At 65.5% G+C, this 19307-nt stretch carries 19 protein-coding genes; 14 read left to right on the top strand and 5 right to left on the bottom strand.

Features of this window, described 5'->3' with window-relative positions:
- Positions 1–81: 81 nt before the first annotated feature.
- Positions 82–384 (bottom strand): hypothetical protein, encoded by a 303-nt coding sequence (locus ACVW17_RS09775; protein WP_456751685.1) that lies wholly within the window; start codon positions 382–384, stop codon positions 82–84.
- Between ACVW17_RS09775 and ACVW17_RS09770 the strand changes: the two genes are divergently transcribed.
- The 9 genes from ACVW17_RS09770 (at position 343) to ACVW17_RS09730 (ending at position 8265) form a co-directional block, all read left to right on the top strand.
- On the top strand, positions 343–2718 hold the full coding sequence (locus ACVW17_RS09770) for a cyanobactin maturation protease PatG family protein (protein ID WP_456751684.1): 2376 nt from the start codon (positions 343–345) through the stop codon (positions 2716–2718). The genes ACVW17_RS09775 and ACVW17_RS09770 overlap by 42 nt on opposite strands.
- 174 nt (positions 2719–2892) lie before the next feature.
- Positions 2893–3087, top strand: a complete 195-nt coding sequence (locus ACVW17_RS09765) for a hypothetical protein (protein ID WP_076864612.1) — start codon at positions 2893–2895, stop codon at positions 3085–3087.
- 57 nt (positions 3088–3144) lie between these two features.
- Entirely contained in the window at positions 3145–3324 is a 180-nt protein-coding gene (locus ACVW17_RS09760) for a hypothetical protein (protein ID WP_456751683.1), read from the top strand.
- Between the two features lie 35 nt (positions 3325–3359).
- Positions 3360–3701: a hypothetical protein gene (locus ACVW17_RS09755; protein WP_456751682.1), complete on the top strand. Its 342-nt coding sequence runs from the start codon at positions 3360–3362 to the stop codon at positions 3699–3701.
- Positions 3702–3796: 95 nt separating this feature from the next.
- Positions 3797–4483 carry a methyltransferase family protein gene (locus ACVW17_RS09750; protein ID WP_456751681.1) on the top strand — a complete coding sequence of 229 codons (687 nt, stop codon included), beginning with the start codon at positions 3797–3799 and terminating at the stop codon, positions 4481–4483.
- 170 nt (positions 4484–4653) lie between these two features.
- Complete coding sequence (locus ACVW17_RS09745; protein ID WP_456751680.1) at positions 4654–5286, top strand: HAD-IA family hydrolase; 633 nt, start codon at positions 4654–4656, stop codon at positions 5284–5286.
- 173 nt (positions 5287–5459) lie between these two features.
- Complete coding sequence (locus tag ACVW17_RS09740; protein WP_456751679.1) at positions 5460–5780, top strand: hypothetical protein; 321 nt, start codon at positions 5460–5462, stop codon at positions 5778–5780.
- 154 nt (positions 5781–5934) lie between these two features.
- Complete coding sequence (locus ACVW17_RS09735; protein ID WP_194457917.1) at positions 5935–6882, top strand: AAA family ATPase; 948 nt, start codon at positions 5935–5937, stop codon at positions 6880–6882.
- Positions 6883–6888: 6 nt separating this feature from the next.
- Positions 6889–8265 (top strand): vWA domain-containing protein, encoded by a 1377-nt coding sequence (locus tag ACVW17_RS09730; RefSeq protein ID WP_456751678.1) that lies wholly within the window; start codon positions 6889–6891, stop codon positions 8263–8265.
- Between the two features lie 118 nt (positions 8266–8383).
- Here ACVW17_RS09730 and ACVW17_RS09725 read toward each other — a convergent pair whose 3' ends face one another.
- Positions 8384–8911 carry a hypothetical protein gene (locus ACVW17_RS09725; protein WP_456751677.1) on the bottom strand — a complete coding sequence of 176 codons (528 nt, stop codon included), beginning with the start codon at positions 8909–8911 and terminating at the stop codon, positions 8384–8386.
- On the opposite strand from ACVW17_RS09725, the gene ACVW17_RS09720 reads away from it, so the two are divergent.
- Together ACVW17_RS09720 and ACVW17_RS09715 are read left to right on the top strand one after the other, a co-directional pair.
- Positions 8903–9034, top strand: a complete 132-nt coding sequence (locus tag ACVW17_RS09720) for a hypothetical protein (protein ID WP_456751676.1) — start codon at positions 8903–8905, stop codon at positions 9032–9034. The genes ACVW17_RS09725 and ACVW17_RS09720 overlap by 9 nt on opposite strands.
- A gap of 185 nt (positions 9035–9219) precedes the next feature.
- Positions 9220–10440 (top strand): DUF2235 domain-containing protein, encoded by a 1221-nt coding sequence (locus tag ACVW17_RS09715; RefSeq protein ID WP_456751675.1) that lies wholly within the window; start codon positions 9220–9222, stop codon positions 10438–10440.
- A gap of 5 nt (positions 10441–10445) precedes the next feature.
- Here ACVW17_RS09715 and ACVW17_RS09710 read toward each other — a convergent pair whose 3' ends face one another.
- From ACVW17_RS09710 to ACVW17_RS09700, 3 genes are read right to left on the bottom strand one after another with little or no spacing between them, the layout of a single operon-like run.
- On the bottom strand, positions 10446–12668 hold the full coding sequence (locus tag ACVW17_RS09710; protein WP_456751674.1) for a molybdopterin cofactor-binding domain-containing protein: 2223 nt from the start codon (positions 12666–12668) through the stop codon (positions 10446–10448).
- Positions 12665–13156 (bottom strand): (2Fe-2S)-binding protein, encoded by a 492-nt coding sequence (locus tag ACVW17_RS09705; RefSeq protein ID WP_456751673.1) that lies wholly within the window; start codon positions 13154–13156, stop codon positions 12665–12667. The genes ACVW17_RS09710 and ACVW17_RS09705 overlap by 4 nt, the downstream gene beginning before the upstream one ends.
- Positions 13153–14496, bottom strand: a complete 1344-nt coding sequence (locus ACVW17_RS09700; protein ID WP_456751672.1) for a c-type cytochrome — start codon at positions 14494–14496, stop codon at positions 13153–13155. The genes ACVW17_RS09705 and ACVW17_RS09700 overlap by 4 nt, the downstream gene beginning before the upstream one ends.
- Before the next feature lie 133 nt (positions 14497–14629).
- Here ACVW17_RS09700 and recQ point away from each other — a divergent pair, with 133 nt between their 5' ends.
- From recQ to ACVW17_RS09685, 3 genes are all read left to right on the top strand, one after another.
- Positions 14630–16495: a DNA helicase RecQ gene (recQ, locus tag ACVW17_RS09695; protein WP_456751671.1), complete on the top strand. Its 1866-nt coding sequence runs from the start codon at positions 14630–14632 to the stop codon at positions 16493–16495.
- 144 nt (positions 16496–16639) lie between these two features.
- Positions 16640–17338: an alpha/beta hydrolase gene (locus ACVW17_RS09690; protein ID WP_456751670.1), complete on the top strand. Its 699-nt coding sequence runs from the start codon at positions 16640–16642 to the stop codon at positions 17336–17338.
- Between the two features lie 164 nt (positions 17339–17502).
- Positions 17503–19251 (top strand): flavin-containing monooxygenase, encoded by a 1749-nt coding sequence (locus ACVW17_RS09685; RefSeq protein WP_456751669.1) that lies wholly within the window; start codon positions 17503–17505, stop codon positions 19249–19251.
- Positions 19252–19307: the final 56 nt, after the last annotated feature.

The raw sequence follows: 19307 nt of genomic DNA, 5'->3' as shown, positions 1-19307 counted from the left end.
GCGCGTGCGCGTCGCGCTGCAAGGTCGATCCCGACCAAATCCTTTGATCGATATTTCCAGGCACTCGATCGACCTCATGGATCAATCGAGCCCCATCATCGCCTCGATCCTTTCTGATCCACCGCGACGAATAGGCCGTTTGCGGCAGAGCTGCCACAACTGCACCGACGCAACGAGGTACCGGTGCTTTTTAGCTCGCTGCGCAAATTGCAGATTGCCGTGGAAGACGGATCGCCCGCGTGAGTTCGCGGCAGATCGGTCGGGAATGATTTCATGAATCCAGTTGCCGACATTCCTGGTCTGGCTGTTTTGTGGCAGCGAACGTCGGGTGGCGACCCCGCGGTGAAGATCGCGATCATCGACGGTCCCGTCGACCTCAATCATCCCTCGCTCGGGCAAGCGCGCGTCGCCATGGGCGGCGAGTTCGTCGCGCCGTCTTCGCCGACGATTCAGTCCGAGCACGGCACCCATGTCACCAGCGTGCTGATGGGCACGCCGGGCAGCCCGGTGCTCGGCGTCGCGCCGAATTGCAGCGCGACCGTGTTCTCGATCTATCGCGAGGACGCCGCCGGGCAGATCGAGCCGTCCTCGCAAAGCACGTTGGCGCTCGCGATCAACCAGGCGCTGGCCGTCGGCGCCGATATCATCAATATCAGCAGCGGCCAGCAATCGGCGACCGGACAGGCCGATCGCATCTTGATGGACGCGGTGCGCGCCTGTGAGCGCGCCGGCAAGCTGATCGTCGCCGCGGCCGGCAATGACGGTTGCCGCTGCGTCCAGGTGCCGGGTAGCCTTTCTTCGGTGCTCGCGGTCGGCGCCTGCGACCTCGCCGGCAATCCGCTGCCGTTCAGCAATTTCGGCGACGCCTATCTCAAGAACGGCATCCTCGCACCGGGCGAGAACATCGCCGGCGCCTCACCCGTTCGCAACGTCAGTCTGCGATCCGGAACGAGCTTCGCTGCGCCGATCGTCGCCGGGGTCGTCGCGCTGCTGCTCTCCTGCCTGCGCCAGAACGGGCGCAAGGCCGATCCGCAAGCCGTCCGTGCCGCGCTGCTCGAAAGCGCGGTGCCCTGCCGCAACGACGGCAGCGCCACGCGCTGCCTCGCCGGACGGCTCGATATTCCCGCGGCTGTCGCCGCCCTGCTTGGCGAGCAGGCGGACGCCGTCATGCCGTCGGGTGCCACGGCCGCGCCTCCCCGCTTCCGGGGAGTATCCGCGCGCCCCTTCCTCCAACCGTCATCCGCCGCTCAGCCAACTGCAACCAGAGAGGGTTCCATGGGAGATCTATCAGCAATGTCTGCACCATCGGCTCCGCGCATATTCGGGCCCGACGGCTCGGTCCTGCGAAGCAGCGCCGGGATCATGCCAAGCGAGGCGCAGCCCGCCGCGCCGGCGGCACCAGCGGCGATGGCCGTCCCCGTTGATCACAGTGTCGCCGCCGCACCGATCGCGGCACCCGCGCCTTATCCGTACCACGCTCCTCATCCGGGCGGCGACATGGTCTGGATGCCGGCACCGGCGCCGCAGATGGTCATGCCGCAGATGGCGATGCCAGCCGCCGGCATGATGCCGCAAACCTGGCTGCAGCCGCAGCAGATGCCGGCGCTGATGCCGAGCCACGCGCTTCCCGTCGCTATGCCGCAGGCGCTGCCGATGTACGAGGCACCCGCGGTCCGGACGAGCGAGACGAACTGCGGTTGTCGCGGCGGCATGCGTCCGCGGGGCGCTGCGTCCGAGCCCACCGGTCAGCTCGCCTTCCCGATCGGCCGGCTGTTCTACGATTTCGGCAAGGAAGCCCGGCTCGATTACTTCGTGCAGGCGATCGCCAACTGGCGCGACAGCCTGATCGGCCGCGGCGATCCGGCTTTCGGACCGGAGCGCGACCACTCCGGCGACACCTCGGCGCCCTATAATCCCGCGATCATGGCGCGCTATCTGCTGAACCAGGCCGAAGGCGAAACCGCGACGCCGGCCGGCGCCGGCAACAACTTCCCGGACGCCGACGCCATTACCTGGACGATGACGATCGATTCGATCCCGATCTACGCGATCAAGCCGCTCGATGTGTTCGGTCTCGGGTTCTTCGCCGCACTGATCCTGGCGTTGTGGCACCAGGAGGTCTCGCATGACGATCCCGCGACGACCCGGACCGTTGTGAAGGCGACAGCGGCCGCGGCCGACTCCGAGGCACGACCGACGGCGAACCCGCCATTCCCGGGGCCCGGCGGCGTCGCGCGCGTCTCGATGGCCGGTTGGGTCGACAGCACCAACACGACCAAGCTGCTCAACGGAACCGTCGTGCCGACGCTGGTGACCGACTGGCGCGGCTTCTACCAGTGGGATCTGTTCACGCTGTTCGGACCCAAGTCTGATAGCTGGCCCGCAGGTGCCGAGGGCTTCCTCGATCGAATCTACAACGAGTTCCGCAACGTCGGCCTCTCGCCGCAGGACCGCGCGCTGAATTATTCGGCGATGAATGCCTACAACACGCAGAAGATCTTCGGTGACGCCGCCAAGAAGGGCCTGCGGCTCGACACCGTCGAGGTGGATCAGAGCGTCATCTGTCGGCCGGACTCGGATTGCCACGACGTGACCTACCGCTTCTTCAACCCGACGCAGGTCCTGACCCAGGCGCGCGAAGTCTATCAGTACACGATCGACGTCAGCGACGTGGTGCCTGTCGCGGTCGGGCCGCTGCGGCAGTGGCAGGTCTATTGACGCGATTGCTCCTCTGCGTCCGGAGGAGATCAGAACGTGGCGCGAATTGGCGTCACGTGGTCCAGGGGATCGACGCGATGAGCGATCCCCTGGGCGACGTCCAGCGACGGCGGCCCCGGTCGGTGCCCACCTCCGGTCGTTGCCGTCAATTCAAACCGAAAGAAGGAGCTGAACATGTACGCAAGGAACGACTTTGAGACCTTCGGCAGCGTGCGTAGCCCGATCCAGTGTGAGGGCATCGAGCGCGGTCCGAAGCGGATTGCTGAAGTGGCGACCAACGGGTCGGTCAACCCGCAGGGTTGGGGCGACATCCTCGGCGGGATCGCAAAGGTGGCGATCCCCGCCCTCAGCGGCGTCCTCGGCATCTGATCGCCAAACTCGGGGCCCGGCGCTGCCGGGCCCCACCCCATCTTCGAGGAGGCCGATATGATGCAGAAGTCCACCGCCACGAGTCCGCAGCCACAGCAGCAGAACGGTCGCCGGATCGAGCGCTCCGGAAAGATCGTCGTGTCATCCGTCGTGACCCACGCCTCGCTGCTCGCCGCGATCAGCGACCGCAACCCGATCATCGCCAAACGCACCACATCCGACGAAGACAAGACCTGAAATCGTCGTCATCACCAACCTATGGAGCCGATGCCATGGCAAGAACGCCCCGCCAATCCGGATCCGGCAATGCCGCCCCGCCGCCGCAGGCGGACGCAGCATCCGCAGCGTCAAGCATTGCAGACGCGCGGCTGCCATTGGAGGCAGCTGTTGTCGCCCGTCCGAAGATCGCCACCACGCCCGCTCCGCCGACAACGCAGGCCTATATGGCGCCGCCGCAGGGCCCGGGTGCTCCGCAGCAGATGCGCCATGATGGCTCGCCGCGTTCGGAAGCGCGGCTCAACACCGCGATGAAGATCCTGCTCGATCCCACGGCGCGCGCGCTGCCGAGCAAGGTCTATTCCGGACAGGCGCGAAACTGGACCCGCCGATCGTGAGCGGTCTTGCGCGCTGAACCGCGCTTCGCTGCAAAGACACGCAACGGCCCGCTCGATTCCGGCGGCGCGGCCGTTGCCGCTCGTCGGAGAGAGACATGAATGAGACCAGAAATCCGCCCCACATCAATCTGCACCGCGCCGCCTTCACCTTTGTGGGTCTCGGGACACTCCTGTTTCTCGCCGCCGGCACCTTGCGATGGGCCGGCGCCTGGGTGTTCCTGCTCGAGCTCACGATCGGCGGGCTGATCACCGAGGCCTGGCTTGCGAGGCATGATCCGGGCCTGCTGGCGGAGCGGTGCACCGCGCGCGGCCAGGCCAGCTGGGATCGCGTCATCACGACGATCATGCCGCTGTTGTGGTTGACATGGCTGCCGCTGATGGCGCTCGACGCGATCCGCTACCAGGCATCGCTCGTGCCCTTCTGGCTGCAATGCGCCGGCCCGGTCATGATCGCGGCATCGTTCTATATCGTCTACCGGACCTATCGCGCAAACAGTTATGCCGCACCGGTCGTGAAGATCCAGCGCGACCGCGGGCATGCAGCCGTAACCACCGGACCGTACGCCTATGTGCGGCACCCGATCTATGCCAGCGGCCTGCTGACCTATGTCGGCACGCCGCTGCTGCTCGGATCCTGGTATGGCCTGGCGATCGTGCCTGTGATGGCGGCGCTGCTCGGCCTGCGGTCGATGATGGAGGAGCGGATGCTCACCGCCGAGCTCGACGGCTATGCCGACTACCTTACCCGCGTGCGCTATCGGCTGGTGCCGATGGTCTGGTGAGCCCGTTCCGCGTGGCGGTCTTTCGACGCAAACTGGCGGCTTGCCTGATCGGCGGCAATTCCAATAAAGAGAACGGACACGCGTTTCCCTATCTTCCTGCCAGACGGCCGGAAGACGCGAGGCGAAGCCGACGCTTTGCGACGGGCAGGATTTTGACGGGCAGGACATTGATGATCGAGGCAGTGATCTGGGATTTCGGCGGCGTCTTGACCACCTCGCCGTTCGAGGCATTTGCACGCTATGAGACCGAGCGCGGCCTGCCGATCGATATCATCCGCCGCACCAACGCCGCCAACCATCTGGAAAACGCCTGGGCCAAGTTCGAGCGGGCCGAGATCGGGATCGATGCGTTCGATGAACTGTTCGCCACGGAATCGAAGGCGCTCGGCGCCGAGGTGCGCGGCAGGGACGTGCTGCCGCTGCTCTCCGGCGACCTGCGCCCCGAAATGGTCGAGGCGTTGAAGCGCGTCAAGACGAAATTCAAGACCGGCTGCATCACCAACAATCTGCCGTCGAACGCGATCGGCAGCCACAGCGGACGTACGCTGTATGTCGCCGAGGTGATGGCGCTGTTTGACCATATCATCGAGTCCGCCAAGATCGGCCTGCGCAAGCCCGATCCTCGCATCTACCGGATGATGGTGGAGGCGCTGCAGGTGAATCCTGCGAACTGCGTCTATCTCGACGATCTCGGCGTCAATCTCAAGCCGGCGCGGGAGATGGGCATGACCACGATCAAGGTCGCGAACGCCGCGCAGGCGATCGGCGAACTCGAGGCCGCGACCGGCCTCACGCTGAGGTGAAACGTCCTCCCGGCCTATTCACGCCGCATTCAGGCGGCGGCCGCTAATTGTCGGCCTCCCCGTGGATCACGGCGCGACCGCGAGATCGCATTGTGATCCTTTCCTGGTCTGAGCATGATGTACCGGACAGCCGATATCCACGTCTCCGGACCATGCCCGCGGAGGCACATCCCATGAAACGTCTTGTCGTCGCCCTTGTCTCGGCTGGTTCGCTGCTGGTTTCGGTCGCAGCCTTCGCGCAATCAACCTCAGCCCCCGCACCGGCAGCAGCGCCGGCGGCGGCGCCTGCACAAGAGAGCGTCGCAGCGGCCCCCGTGCCCGGTGCGAAGCGAGCAGCCTGCCAGAGTGCGGCGAAGGCCCTGAAAGGGCAGGACCGCCACGACCAGATGCAGCTCTGCATGGCGCAAGCCCATCTCGACTGCCTGAAGCAGGCGATCGACCAGAAGATCGTCGGCCCGCAGCGCAAGGATTTCGTGAAGAGCTGCGCCAGTTGAGCGCCGCGTATTGCGCTCGGCGGAATACCCCGGGAACCATGCGCTTACCCCAGCCTTTAATCTCCATGCCGTTGCGGGCCGAACGAGCCTTGTGCTTTGCCCGCAACGGGCGCAGAACAGGTCCGAGTTCAAGACAAATTCGGAGCTGATCCTCGTGGCTGACACCAGGCCCACCGCCTCGATCGAGGCCGTGGAAAGCGGCCTCGCCGCGCAAGGCTATATTGCAAGCCGGCAGATCGCGACCGCGGTCTATCTGTCGCAGCAGATCGAGAAGCCGATCCTGGTCGAAGGGCCTGCCGGCGTCGGCAAGACGGAGCTGGCGAAGGCGATCGCCGCCTGGCGCGGCATGAAGATGATCCGCCTGCAATGCTATGAGGGCCTCGACGAGGCCAAGGCGCTGTATGAGTGGAAATACGCCAAGCAGTTGCTCTACACCCAGATCCTGAAGGACAAGCTCGGCGAGGTGCTCGGCGGCGCGCAATCGCTGGCCGCGGCGCTCGACCAGCTCCACACCTTCGGCGACGTGTTCTTCTCCAAGGAGTTCGTCGAGCCGCGGCCGCTGCTCCAGGCGCTGGAGCAGCCCGCCGGCTGCGTGCTGCTGATCGACGAGATCGACAAATCGGACGCCGAATTCGAGTCGTTGCTGCTGGAGATCCTCTCCGACTTTCAGGTCACGATCCCCGAGCTCGGCACCGTCTCCGCGGTGGCGCCGCCGACCGTGATCCTGACCTCGAACAGCGAGCGCGATCTTGGCGACGCCTTGAAGCGGCGCTGCCTGCATCTGCATATCGGCTTCCCCGAGCAGAAGCTGGAAGAGCGCATCGTCGAGAGCCGGGTACCCGGCATCTCGCAGACGCTGCGCAAGCAGATGGTCGGTTTTATCCACGAGATCCGCTCGCTCGACCTGAAGAAGCTGCCCTCGGTCAGCGAGGCGATCGACTGGGCGCGCGTGCTGGTGCTGCTGCAGGCCAGCGAGCTCGATACCGAGATCGTCAAGGACACGCTCAACGTGCTCTTGAAATACGAGGCCGATATCGAGGCCGCGACGCCGCAGATCTCGTCCTTCATCGCCAAGGCGTCGCGCCAGGGCGTTTTTAGTTAGACCAACATGCGCGAGAACCTGCATCGCTTCTTTCGTGCGGCGCGGGGAGCCGGGGTCCGGGTCTCGCCGGCCGAGAGCATTGATGCGATGCGGGCGGTCGCCCAGGTCGGCTTCAACGATCGCGATATCCTGCGCGACACCTTCCTGCTGACGCTTGCCAAGACCCAGGACGAGAAGCGCGCACTCGGCGAATGCTTCGACCTGTTCTTCAGCCAGCCCGAGCCGCAGCAGGAGAACGCCGAGCAGAACAAGCCCGACGACGGCAGCGAATCCGGCGACAACCCGTCGGCCGACGAGCACGGCGACACGACGGGCGGCGCCGCCAACGCCGATGTCGGGCCCTTAGCACAGATGCTGCTGTCGCAGGACCGCTCCGCAATCTCGACCGCGATCGCCAATGCCTCCGGCGCCGCTTCGCTGCCTGACATTCGCTACTTCACCCAGCGCGGCATCTTCCAGACCCGCATCCTCGATGCGATGGGCATCCAGCGCCTGCGCGACGATATCGACGAGCAGACCACGCGCAATCCGGCACTCGCCGAGCGCTTGCAGGAGGCGCTCAACGGCCTGCGCGGCACCGTGCGCGACGCGGTCTCGCAGGCTCTGCTGCTGTACGGCCGCGAGGAAGCCGAGAACCTGCGCAACGAGATCCTGCGCAACGCGCCGTTGGCGCGGATCGAGCCGCGGCAGGTCGAGCAGATGCGGACGCTGATCCGCCAGATCGCGCGCCGGCTGCGCGAACGTTATTCCAAACCGCGCAAGCGCCAGCGCCGCGGCCATCTCGACGTCCGCCGCACGCTGCGGCGGAACGCGGCCTGGGGCGGCGTACCGTTCCTCACCGCCTGGAAGCGCAAGCATCGCGACCGGCCGAAGATCGTCGCGCTGTGCGACGTCTCCGGCTCCGTCGCCCGCGTCTCGGATTTCTTCCTGCTCCTGATCCACAGCCTGCAAGAGGTGGTCGACGACGTCCGCTCGTTCGCGTTCTCGGGCCATCTGATCGAGGTCAGCGACATCCTGGAATCGAAATCGCCGGAGGAGGCGATGAAGGAGATCATGTCCAAGGTCGGGTTCGGCTCGTCCGACTACGGCAACTCCTTCGCCGATTTCGAGGACAATTGGATGAGCGCGATCACGCCGCAGACCACCGTGATCGTGCTGGGCGATGCCCGCAGCAACAACCTCGATCCCCGTGCCGACATCCTGCGCCGCATCGGCGAACGGTCGAAGCGGCTGGTCTGGCTCAATCCCGAGGGCCGCATGGTCTGGGGCTTTGGCGATTCCGAGATGCCGCGATACGCAACCTTCTGCACCGTGGTGCGCCAATGCGCGACAGCCCAGCAGCTCGAGCGCGCGGTGTCGGACATCGTCGCGACCTATCAATAGGCCGCTAAAGCATGATCCGGAAAAGTGCGAAGCGGTTTTCCGGAAAGATCATGCTCAAACAAGGAGCCAAAGCGCGACGCCGATTCAACGCAATATCATCGAGATTTGGCCGCCTAGCCTAGATGGCAAGCGACTCGGCGTGGAACAGCCACCCGACGAATGCAATCAGCGTCAGCGCGATCGAGGCGGTGACACTGACCAGCTTGATCGTCGTGATCGCCTTCAGCACCGAGACGGAGCGCGCCGCTGCATGCGGGTTGCCGTGCAGCAGAAGCCAGGCCAGCAGGCAATCCTCGATCAGGTCACTGAGCAGGTACACCGCCGGCACGACCAGGCCGAGCCACGCCGCGGACGGATGGATCTGGTTGAGCCAGTGCGATGACGCCGCGCCCATCGCACCCGCCAGCGCCAGCATGACGATGAGGTCGAGCGGAAACAGGATCGGGAAGACGTACTTCATTCGCAGATTGGACTGTACCAGCGTGCCGAGCTGGCCGCCGGTGTAGCTCAACGTCTTCTCCGGAAAGCGGGTGGGAAACCGGTTGGCAAAGACGCGATCGGAGTAGCGGCCGACCCACCAGAACAGTCCGAACGCAATCACAACCAGGCCCGCGAGAATGACCGTCACGAGAGCTTGGTGGCTCATGCCGATCCGTTCCTGTCCGTGTTGAGGGAGCTGCTGACGGCAGCAGGCAAGATGATCGCGCGCACCGGCGAAATCCCTGAACGGGAGAAAAAATCAACGCAATACCGCAATGAGTGTCGGTGAGATTCCCACCTTTTCAGAAATGTTGCAATTGAATTCTGCGGATCGCCGCGAGGCATGAGCACACGGCCGACAGTGCGCCCGTCACGCCGCGTGCACAGAGCCGCCTTCAATTGAAGATTGAATCTCGCCTGTATTCCGCCGTACATTGAGACTGCGAATTTTCACGGCGACCGCAGGGGCAACGGATGCCGAAAGATATTGTCATCATGTGCGACGGCACCGGCAACGAGATCGGCGCCAATATTTCCAACGTGCTGAAGCTGTTTCGCGTCGCCGACAAGCATGACCAGCAGCGGATCTACTATCATCCGGGTCTCGGCACGGTCGGCTTGCAGAACAGCTGGGGCCGTTTCAAGCAGCAGGTGCGCGGCCTGTTCGGGCTGGCCTTCGGCGCCGGTCTCGACGAGGATACGCTCGGCACCTACCAGTTCCTGTGTCAGATTTGGGAGCCCGGCGATCGGGTCTGGATGTTCGGCTTCAGCCGCGGTGCCTACACCGTGCGCGTGCTGGCGGCCTTCGTCCACGTGATGGGACTGTTGCCGGTCGACCAGCTCGACCTCGCGGGCTACGCGTTCTCGACCTACAAGAAGGCGAGCTCCGACGCCCAGAAGCCCGACGGGACGTTCGACGATGCCCCGTTGAAGGAAGCCTGGCATTTCAGCCAGATCGCCGGCGGCCGCAACATCGACATCGAATTCGTCGGCGTCTGGGACACCGTCGCCTCGATCATCGTGCCGCGGCAGGACAACTTCCTGTTCGACTTGCAGACGCTGCTGTTCACCCGGACCAATTCGAGCGTCAGGCGTTTCCGCCAGGCGATTTCGATCGACGAGCGCCGACGCATGTTCCGCCTCAACCGCTGGATCGAACCGCAGAAATTTCGCTCCGATCCGTTCGATCCGACAACGGCGGTGGAGCAGGACATCCGCCAGGTCTGGTTCGCCGGCGTGCACTCCGACGTCGGCGGCGGCTATCCGGAGGATCAGAGCGGGCCGTCGAAGTTTCCGCTGATCTGGATGCTCGAGCAGGCCAAGGCCGCCGGGCTGCACATGGACCAGGCACTGATCGATCATCTCGCCTGGGGGCTGCCGTTGCCGCCGCACGTCCACGACTATGTGCCGCCAAGCGCGACCGCGCCGCTGCACAACTCGCTGACCGCCGCCTGGGAAATCCTGGAGTGGATTCCGAAGCGCGACAAATGGAAGGAATGGCCGGAGCGCAAATCCTTCCTCGGCTTCTACCTGCCGATGGGCGAGCCGCGGCCAATACCGGAAGGTGCGATCATCCATGCCTCCGTGCTCGAACGCATGGAGAAGGACCCCGCCTACAAGCCGATCAACCTACCGAAGACCTATAACATCGAACCGATGACACCGCCGCCGGCGCCACCCGCGCCCGTTGCCTGACTTCGCTACGCATTGATCGCATCCTTGATCCGCTTGCGGCTGAGCGGCAGGTCGCGAAGCCGCTTGCCGGTCGCGTGCGCAATGGCGTTGGCCAGTGACGCGGCGGCCGGGCCCTGCCCGGTCTCGCCGCTGCCGAGGAACGGCTCGCCGGGGCGATTGATGATGTGGACGGCGATGCTGTCCGGCACGGCATCGAAGCGCAGGATCGGGTAAGTCTGCCAGTCAATACTCGTGATCCTCGCATCGTCGAAAGTGACGCTCTCGTACAAGGTCCAGCTCGTCGATTGCACGATCGCGCCCTCGATCTGGTTGGTGATGCCATCCGGATTGACGACCTGACCGGCATCGACGGCGGCAACCGCGCGCACCAGCCGCGCGCGCCCGGTCTCGCGATCGACCTCCACTTCGGATGCGATGGCGCAATAGGCGGCGAGATTCTTGTAGCGCGCGAACGCAAAGCCATAGCCGCGGTTTTGCGGTGCCTTCCGACCGCGCGTCCAGCCGAATTCCCGGGCGGCTCTCTCGACCACCGCGCGGCCGCGCTGATCGTCGAGATGCTTCAAGCGAAACTCGACCGGATCGACGCCAGCAAGGTCCGCCAATTCATCCATAAAGCTCTCGATCGAGAACACATTGTGATAGGCACCGAGCGCGCGCATCGCGGAGATCCGCAGCGGCATGGCTGCAATGAAGTGATGCATCACATGCACATTCGGAAAATTGTAGATCGGGATCGCGTTGCGGTCGCCGCCGCCTTCGGGCAGCGGCAGTGGTTTTGGCGCAGGTATCGCAAATGACCGCGCCATATGCTGGGCCGCGAGCAGTGAGCCGGCGCCGCCAGGCCGCATCGAATGGGTGTTGCTCCAGACCGCGAAATTCCAGTCGGCGATCTTGCCGGTGCCATCCAGCGATGCACTCAGCTTCGTCACCATCGCCGGACCATACGGCTCCCAGCCATGCTCCTGCTCGCGCATCCACTGCAGGCGAATTGGGCGGCCCGGAAACGCACGGGCAATCAGCGCGGCGTCGGCCGCGGCATCGTCGGCGCCGTTGTGGCCGTAGCAGCCGGAGCCCTCGACATGGATCAGCCGGACGCTCGATTGCGGCATGCCGAGCATCTCAGCGAGCGCCTGCCGATCCGGATAGACGCCTTGCGTATGCGTCCACACCGTCATCGCGCCATCGACGAAATGCGCGACCGCGCAGGACGGCCCGATCGAACCATGCGACTGGTAGGGTCGTGTGTAGGTCGCTTCATGCGATTTCGTGCCGCTCACCGCGGGATTGCTGCGTTCGAAGATCGAAAAATCCTGCGACGGCAGCCCGGTCAGCACATTTGCCAGGTCCTGTTGGTTCGGCAGCTTCGCGCTTTCCCGCCATTTCGCTGCCGCCGATAGCGCCTGCATCGCCCTGACCGCGGCAAATTCCTTCTCCGCTACCACCGCGAGGAAATTGCCGTCGCGCACGGTTCCGACCACGCCGGGCATTTTCTCGATCGCGCCGGTGTCGCATTCGATCAGCTGCGCGCCGTAGCCCGGCGGACGCACGACGCGCGCATATACCATGCCGGGCAGCCGCATATCCTGCACATAGGCCGCGCCGCCGGTGACCTTCGCGGGAATATCGAGGCGCGGCACCGGCTGGCCCATCACCTTGAAGCTTGCCGGATCCTTCAGGGGCGACGTCGGCTGCGCCTGGACGTGCAGCATGTTCAAGGCCACGAGCTCGCCATAGCTCAGGCGGCGGCCATCCGAAGCAATGACCGCCGCATTCTCGGTTCGCAATCCGTCGGGCAGCAGGTCGAAGCGCCTGGCGGCCTCTGCTACCAGCAGCGCACGCGCCTGCGCCGCGGCATGCAGGATCGCGGTGCCGCTGTCCTGCATCGAATGGCTGCCGGAGGTGTAGCCCTCGTTCGCCGTGAGCTTTGTATCAGCGGTGATCACCTTCAGCGCATCGAACGGGATATCGAGCTGCTCGGCGGCGATCTGCTGGAATGCAGTCTTAAACCCCTGGCCCAGCTCGGCCTTGCCGGTGAAGGCAGTGATCTGGCCGTCGGCATCGATCCGGATCCAGGAATCCAGATCGGGCGAGGTCGCGAGACTACCCGGCAGCTTCGGCCCCTGCGCAGGCTTCTCCTGCGCCACAGCGTGACGCAGCGAGAAGCTGACGATCAGCGCGCCGCCGCCGGCGAGCACCCTGCGGCGATCGAGAACCAGCGGCGCGGTCATCGGACGCTCCTGTCGCTTGTGGCGTCGGCCGTGTCCATCAACCTGGCGGCGCGGCGCACCGCGCGCAGGATGCGCATATGAGTGCCGCAGCGGCACAGATGCGGCTCCAGCTCGGCGCGGATTTGCGCATCCGATGGTTTCGGGTTGCGCATCAACAGCGCCTGCGCGCGCATCATCATCCCGGCGATGCAGTAGCCGCACTGCGCGGCCTGCTCCTCCATGAAGGCGCGCTGGATCGGCGCCGGCGCGGCGACGGTGCCGAGCCCTTCCAGGGTGGTCACCTGCTTGCCCTCGACGAGCAGTAGCGGCGTGACGCAGGACAACACCGCCTTGCCGTCGACGATCACGGTGCAGGAGCCGCATTGGCCGAGCCCGCAGCCGAACTTGGCGGCATTGAGCGCGAGATCATCGCGCAGCACATAGAGCAGCGGCGTATCCGGATCGGCGTCGACCTGATGATCCCGGCCATTGACCTTCACTGTCGTCATGGCTTGCCTCGCTGTTTGGAGTCCGCAGACGCATCGCGCGCTGCAAGCGACGCGGCCTGCACCGCGCGCGCATCGCGCACGGCCTTGTTGAGGTCGCTCCATGCCGGCCGCTTGCCGAATCGGGCGCGCAGGTAGTTCGCAAGCGCGACCATCTGCGCATCATCGATGCTCGGCGCGAAGCCGGGCATGATCGGGCTGCGCTCGCCCGCGACAGCGCCGACGCCTGACAGCACGATGTTGAGCAGGTTGCGCGGATCCGGGCTTGTAATCGCCGTGCTGAGCGCGAGGTTGACGCCGCCATAGGGCAGCGCCCGGTTGCCCTCATGGCAGGCCGCGCACGCCGCGGCATAGATCGCAGCACCTGCTGGTTGGGCTTGCGCCGCATCATCTGAAGACGTTTGCGCCACGACATCCGCGGGCGCCTTGCGATCCTGCGCCGGCGCACCCGAAATATCGGCCATGTAAACGGCAATCGCCCGCACGTCGCTATCGGCCACCGATGCCAGATTGCCGACCACTTCGGCCATCGGTCCGCGCGCGGTGCCGTGATCGCTGTGCCAGCCATGGCGCAGATAGGCGTACAGCGCGTCGGCGGTCCACCGCACCGGGGCGTGCGAAGAATCGTTCAGCGCATAGGCGTGCCAATTGTCGACATCGCCGCCGGCAAACTGCGCATTCACCCGCTCGGCGCCGAGCGCGTTGCGCGGCGTGTGGCAGGCGCCACAATGCGCGAGCCCCTCGACCAGATAGGCGCCGCGGTTCCATTCGGTGCCCTTGGCTGCGTCGGAAGGCACATCGCCACTGCGAAGATACAGCAGCTTCCAGCCGGCGATCAGTGGCCGATAGTTGAGCGGAAATGCCAACTGATTGGCCGGTGGCGAGGCGTGGACCGGCTGTCGCGTCATCAGGAAGGCATGCAGTGCCCGGTCGTCCGCCTCGGAGACGTTGGTGAAATGATCATAGGGAAAGGTCGGATAGAGATGCCGGCCGTCGCGGCTGACGCCGGAGCGCATCGCGCGGACGAACGCCTGCTCCGGCCAGTCCCCGATACCGGTCTCGGCATCGGGCGTGATGTTCGATGAGAAGATGGTGCCGAACGGCGTGGGAACCGGAAGCCCTCCGGCATAATTCGCGCCGCCCTGCACGGTATGGCAGGTGTTGCAATTGCCGATTGCCGCGAGGTCGCGGCCACGCTTGACCATGTCAGGATCGAAGCTATCGGGCCGCGGCGGCGCAATGGCCGCGATCTGGGGCCGCCAGGCGACCGCGAAGGCCGCCGCCGCGCCGGCGACCAGCACGATCGCAGCAATGCCTGTGATGATCCGCAGCCGACCCGTCATGCCTGAATTGAGTTTGTTGTTGGGACGTGTATTAACACGCTTCGTTCCGCTATCGTTCGCCCGCAAGACCTCGATCACCGCCTGTTGACCCCACAGACATCCGGGGAAGTCGCAAGGGATCAAACAACGGATCATGACCGCCCAGCCCGCCCTCGATCGCGCCTCCGCTCCACCCCTCGACGCGCGATCCGTGCTCAGTTCCGTGTTCGGTCTGTCGGACTTCCGCGGCGCGCAGGAGAAGATCATCCGCCACGTCACCGATGGCGGCAATTGCCTGGTGCTAATGCCGACCGGCGGCGGCAAGTCGCTGTGCTACCAGCTGCCGGCGCTGCTGCGCGACGGCTGCGGCATCGTGGTATCGCCCCTGATCGCGCTGATGCGCGACCAGGTCGCGGGCCTCACCGAGGCCGGCGTCAACGCCGCGGTGCTGAATTCGACGCTGTCCTATGAGGAAGCCTCCGAGGTCGAGCGGCGGCTATTGGCCGGCGATCTCGATCTGCTCTATGTCGCGCCGGAACGGCTGCTGACGCCACGCTGCCTCAATCTGCTCGGCCAGGCGCAGATCGCGCTGTTTGCGATCGACGAGGCGCATTGCGTCTCGCAATGGGGCCATGACTTCCGTCCGGAATATATCGGCCTGTCCGCACTGGCCGAACGCTTTCCCAAGGTGCCGCGGATCGCGCTGACCGCGACCGCGGATGCGCTGACGCGGAAGGAGATCGCCGAGCGGCTCCAGCTCAGCGACGCGCCGGAATTCGTCGCGAGCTTCGACCGGCCCAACATCCGCTACGAGATCGTCGACAAGCAGAACGCCACAACGCAGCTGAAGAACTTCATCAGGGATCGGCATGCCGGCGACGCCGGCGTGGTCTATTGCCTCTCGCGCGCCAAGGTCGAGGACGTCGCGGCGGCGCTCAACGAGGCCGGCATTCCGGCGCTGCCCTATCATGCCGGGCTCGATGCCGGCGTGCGCGCCCGGCATCAGGATCGCTTCCTCAACGAGGACGGCCTCGTGATCGTCGCAACGGTTGCGTTCGGCATGGGCATCGACAAGCCCGATGTCCGTTTCGTGGCGCATCTCGATTTGCCGAAAAGCATCGAGGCCTATTACCAGGAGACCGGACGCGCCGGCCGTGACGGCAAGCCGTCGGCGGCGTGGATGGCCTATGGGCTCTCCGACATCGTGCAGCAGCGCCGCATGATCGACGAATCGACCGGCTCCGACGCCTTCAAGCGCGTCTCGATCGGCAAGCTCGACGCCCTAGTCGCACTGGCCGAGACCGTGCACTGCCGGCGGCAGCGCCTGCTCGGCTATTTCGGCGAGACGCGAGCCGATGAAAGCTGCGGCAATTGCGACAACTGCCTGACGCCGCCGCGTGTCCGCGACGGCAAGGTGCTGGCGCAGAAGCTATTGTCCTGCGTGTATCGCACCGGGCAACGCTTCGGCGCCATGCACCTGATCGACGTGCTGGTCGGACGGCTGACCGAGCGGGTCAAGCAGTTCAACCACGACCAATTGTCGGTGTTCGGGATCGGCCGTGAGCTCAACGAGAAGCAATGGCGCGCGGTGCTGCGCCAGCTGGTGGCGATGGGCCATCTGCGCGCCGACAGCGACGCCTTCGGCGCGCTGAAACTGACCGACAGCGCCCGCGGCGTGCTGAAGGGCGAGACCGCGGTGATGCTGCGCGAGCAGCCGCAAGGCGCGCGCAACCGCGCGATCCGCGACAAGTCACGCCGTGGCGAGCTTGCGCCCGCCGACGGCCCCGGTGGCGTCGCCAACCCAGCGCTGCACGCGGCGCTGCGCGCCTGGCGCTCGGAGGTCGCGCGGCAGCGCGGCGTACCGGCCTATGTGGTGCTGCACGATTCCACCATCGACGGCATCGCCGCGATGCGTCCGGACACGCTGAGCGAACTGCGCAACATCGCCGGGATCGGCGACAAGAAGCTCGAGCATTACGGCGCCGAGCTGATCCGGATCGTGAAGGCCAACGAGGGCTGAACAGCCGGAGGCGGCGACTGCCTCCTGTTGGTGACGACACCGTGACACCGGCGCGACGCGGCTCTGTTTTGTCTCGTTGACGGCCGCCCGAGGCCGGCTCATCCTGACCGCGTTTCCTTAAACGATCCAGCAGAGGAGCCGAGCATGAGCAGCAAGCCGACGATCGTTCTGGTTCATGGATTCTGGGGCGGCGCAGCACACTGGAGCAAGGTGATCGTCGCGCTCTCGCGCAAGGGGCACACCGGCCTGCAAGCGGTGGAGATGCCGTTGACCTCGCTCGCGGACGATGCCGAACGCCTGCGCAAGATGGTCAGGCAGCAGAGCGGTCCGGTGCTGCTGGTCGGCCATTCCTATGGCGGCGCGGTGATCACCGAAGCCGGCGATCTGCCGAACGTGGTCGGCCTGGTCTACATCGCGGCCTTCGCACCCGACGCCGGCGAGAGCCCCGGCGGCATCACCGCGGCGCTGCCGCCGGCAGCGATCGCCAATGTCGCACCGGACAGCGACGGCTACCTCTGGATCAAGCCCGACAAATTCCATGAGAGTTTTTGCCAGGACCTGCCTGCCGATGAAGCGCTGGTGATGGCGGTCACGCAGAAGGCCCCGCTTGCCAGCACGTTCGGCGACAACATCACCGCGCCGGCGTGGCGGAAGAAGCCGGTCTGGTACCAAATCTCCAGCGACGACCGGATGATCAATCCCGACAATCAGAAGCGGATGTCGGAACGGATGAATCCGCGCAAGATCATCACGCTCGCTGCCGGCCACGCCTCGCTGGCCTCGAAGCCGATAGAGGTGAGCGCCTTCATCGACGAAGCTGCGACCAGCCTGGCCGGCGCCTAAACACAAGTAGCGCCCGGATACCGCGGCCCTCGCCGCCCCGGCATAGGAGCCATACCCGACGGAGCAGCGCACGCGCTTGCGGGCCTCGCCGCAACAGCCCTAATCTTTTGTCACCGTGTCCAACGAGGCGCGGTCGAAGACAAGGCACAGGGAAGAGACGGGCCATGGCTCATGACAGCGCCGCGCGCACAACTGCGCGCCCTGCCGAAACCGGATCGTTCGAAGCCGTGGTGATCGGCGCGGGCTTTGCCGGCATGTACATGCTGCACCGGCTGCGCGGGCTCGGCTTCACCGCGCGGGTCTATGAGGCCGGCGGCGGCGTCGGCGGCACCTGGTACTGGAATCGCTATCCCGGCGCGCGCTGCGACGTCGAGAGCCTGCAATATTCCTTCTCGTTCTCCGAGGAACTCGACCAGGACTGGAGCTGGTCGGAGAAATATTCTCCCCAGCCCGAAATTCTCGCCTATGCCAATCATGTCGCCGATCGCTTCGATCTGCGCAGCCAGATCGTGTTCGACACCCGCGTCACCGCGGCGACCTTCGACGAGCAGGCCGGCACCTGGCAGATCGAGACCGATCGCGGCGACAAGGTCACCGCGAAATTCTGCATCATGGCGGTCGGCTGCCTGTCGGCGCCGAACCGCCCGGCCTTCCCCGGGATGGCGGATTTCCGCGGACCGATCTATCACACCGGCGAATGGCCGCATGATGGGGTGGATTTCACCGGCCTACGCGTCGGCGTGATCGGCACCGGTTCGTCGGCGATCCAGTCGATCCCGATCATCGCGCAGCAGGCTTCCGCCCTCACGGTGTTTCAGCGCACCGCGACCTGGTCGGTGCCGGCCTGGAATGAGCGGCTGTCGGCAGAATATCTGAAGGAGGCCAAGGCGCATTATCCGGAGCTGCGCGCCAAGGCCCGTGCGCGGCCGACCGGATTCTATTTCCCGTTCAATGCCCAGCCCGCCTTGCAAGCCAGCGAGCAGGAACGCGAACGGCTGTATGAAGAAGCTTGGCAGCGCGGCGGCCTGCCTTTCCTCGGCACGTTCGGCGACCTCCTGTTCGAGAAGGCGGCCAACGACACCATCGCCGATTTCGCGCGCGAGAAGATCCGCGGCATCGTCAAGGATCCCGCCACCGCCGAGCTGCTGTGTCCGCGGAACGTGTTCGGCTGCAAGCGGCTCTGCGTCGATACCAATTACTTCGAGACCTACAATCTGCCGCATGTGAAGCTGGTCGATGTGTCGAAGACGCCGATCGAGCGCTTCACGCGTGACGGAATCGTCGTCGGCGGTACCGAGTACAAATTCGATGCGGTCGTCTCCGCCACCGGCTTTGCCGCCATGACCGGCTCGTTCGACAAGATCGCGATCACCGGCCGCGGCGGACGAACGCTGGCGGAGAAATGGCGCGCCGGCCCGCGTGCCTATCTCGGGCTCGCCTCGGAGGGCTTTCCGAACCTGTTCATGATCACCGGGCCCGGCAGCCCGTCGGTGCTCGCAAGCATGATCCAGGCGATCGAGCAGCATGTCGACTGGCTGGCGGATTGCCTTGGCCACATGCGCGACACCGGCGCAGGCACCATCGAGGCGATCCGCGACGACGAGGACGCCTGGGTCGCCCATGTCAACGACGTCTCCACGGTGTCGCTGCGCTCGACCTGCAGCTCGTGGTATGTCGGCGCCAACATCCCGGGCCGGCCTCGCGTGTTCATGCCCTATATCGGCGGCTTCCCGATCTATGTGCAGAAGTGCAACGAGGTGATGAATTCGGGCTATGCCGGCTTCGTGCTGCAGGGCGGACGCAACGGCAATGCGCCGCCGCAGGTGCGCTTCACCGAGCGCTGGCAGGTACCGCTCGACATCGAGGTGATCTCGCCGGCCGCGGTCGCCGCCAAACGGGTTCCCGTGATCTGATCGCCGGCGGTATCCCCGCCGGGATTGCACATGATAGTGTCGCGCCGGGCGCCGTT

It is taken from the genome of Bradyrhizobium sp. USDA 4473 (genome assembly GCF_054063335.1).
This window is presented reverse-complemented; position numbering and strand designations above follow the sequence as displayed.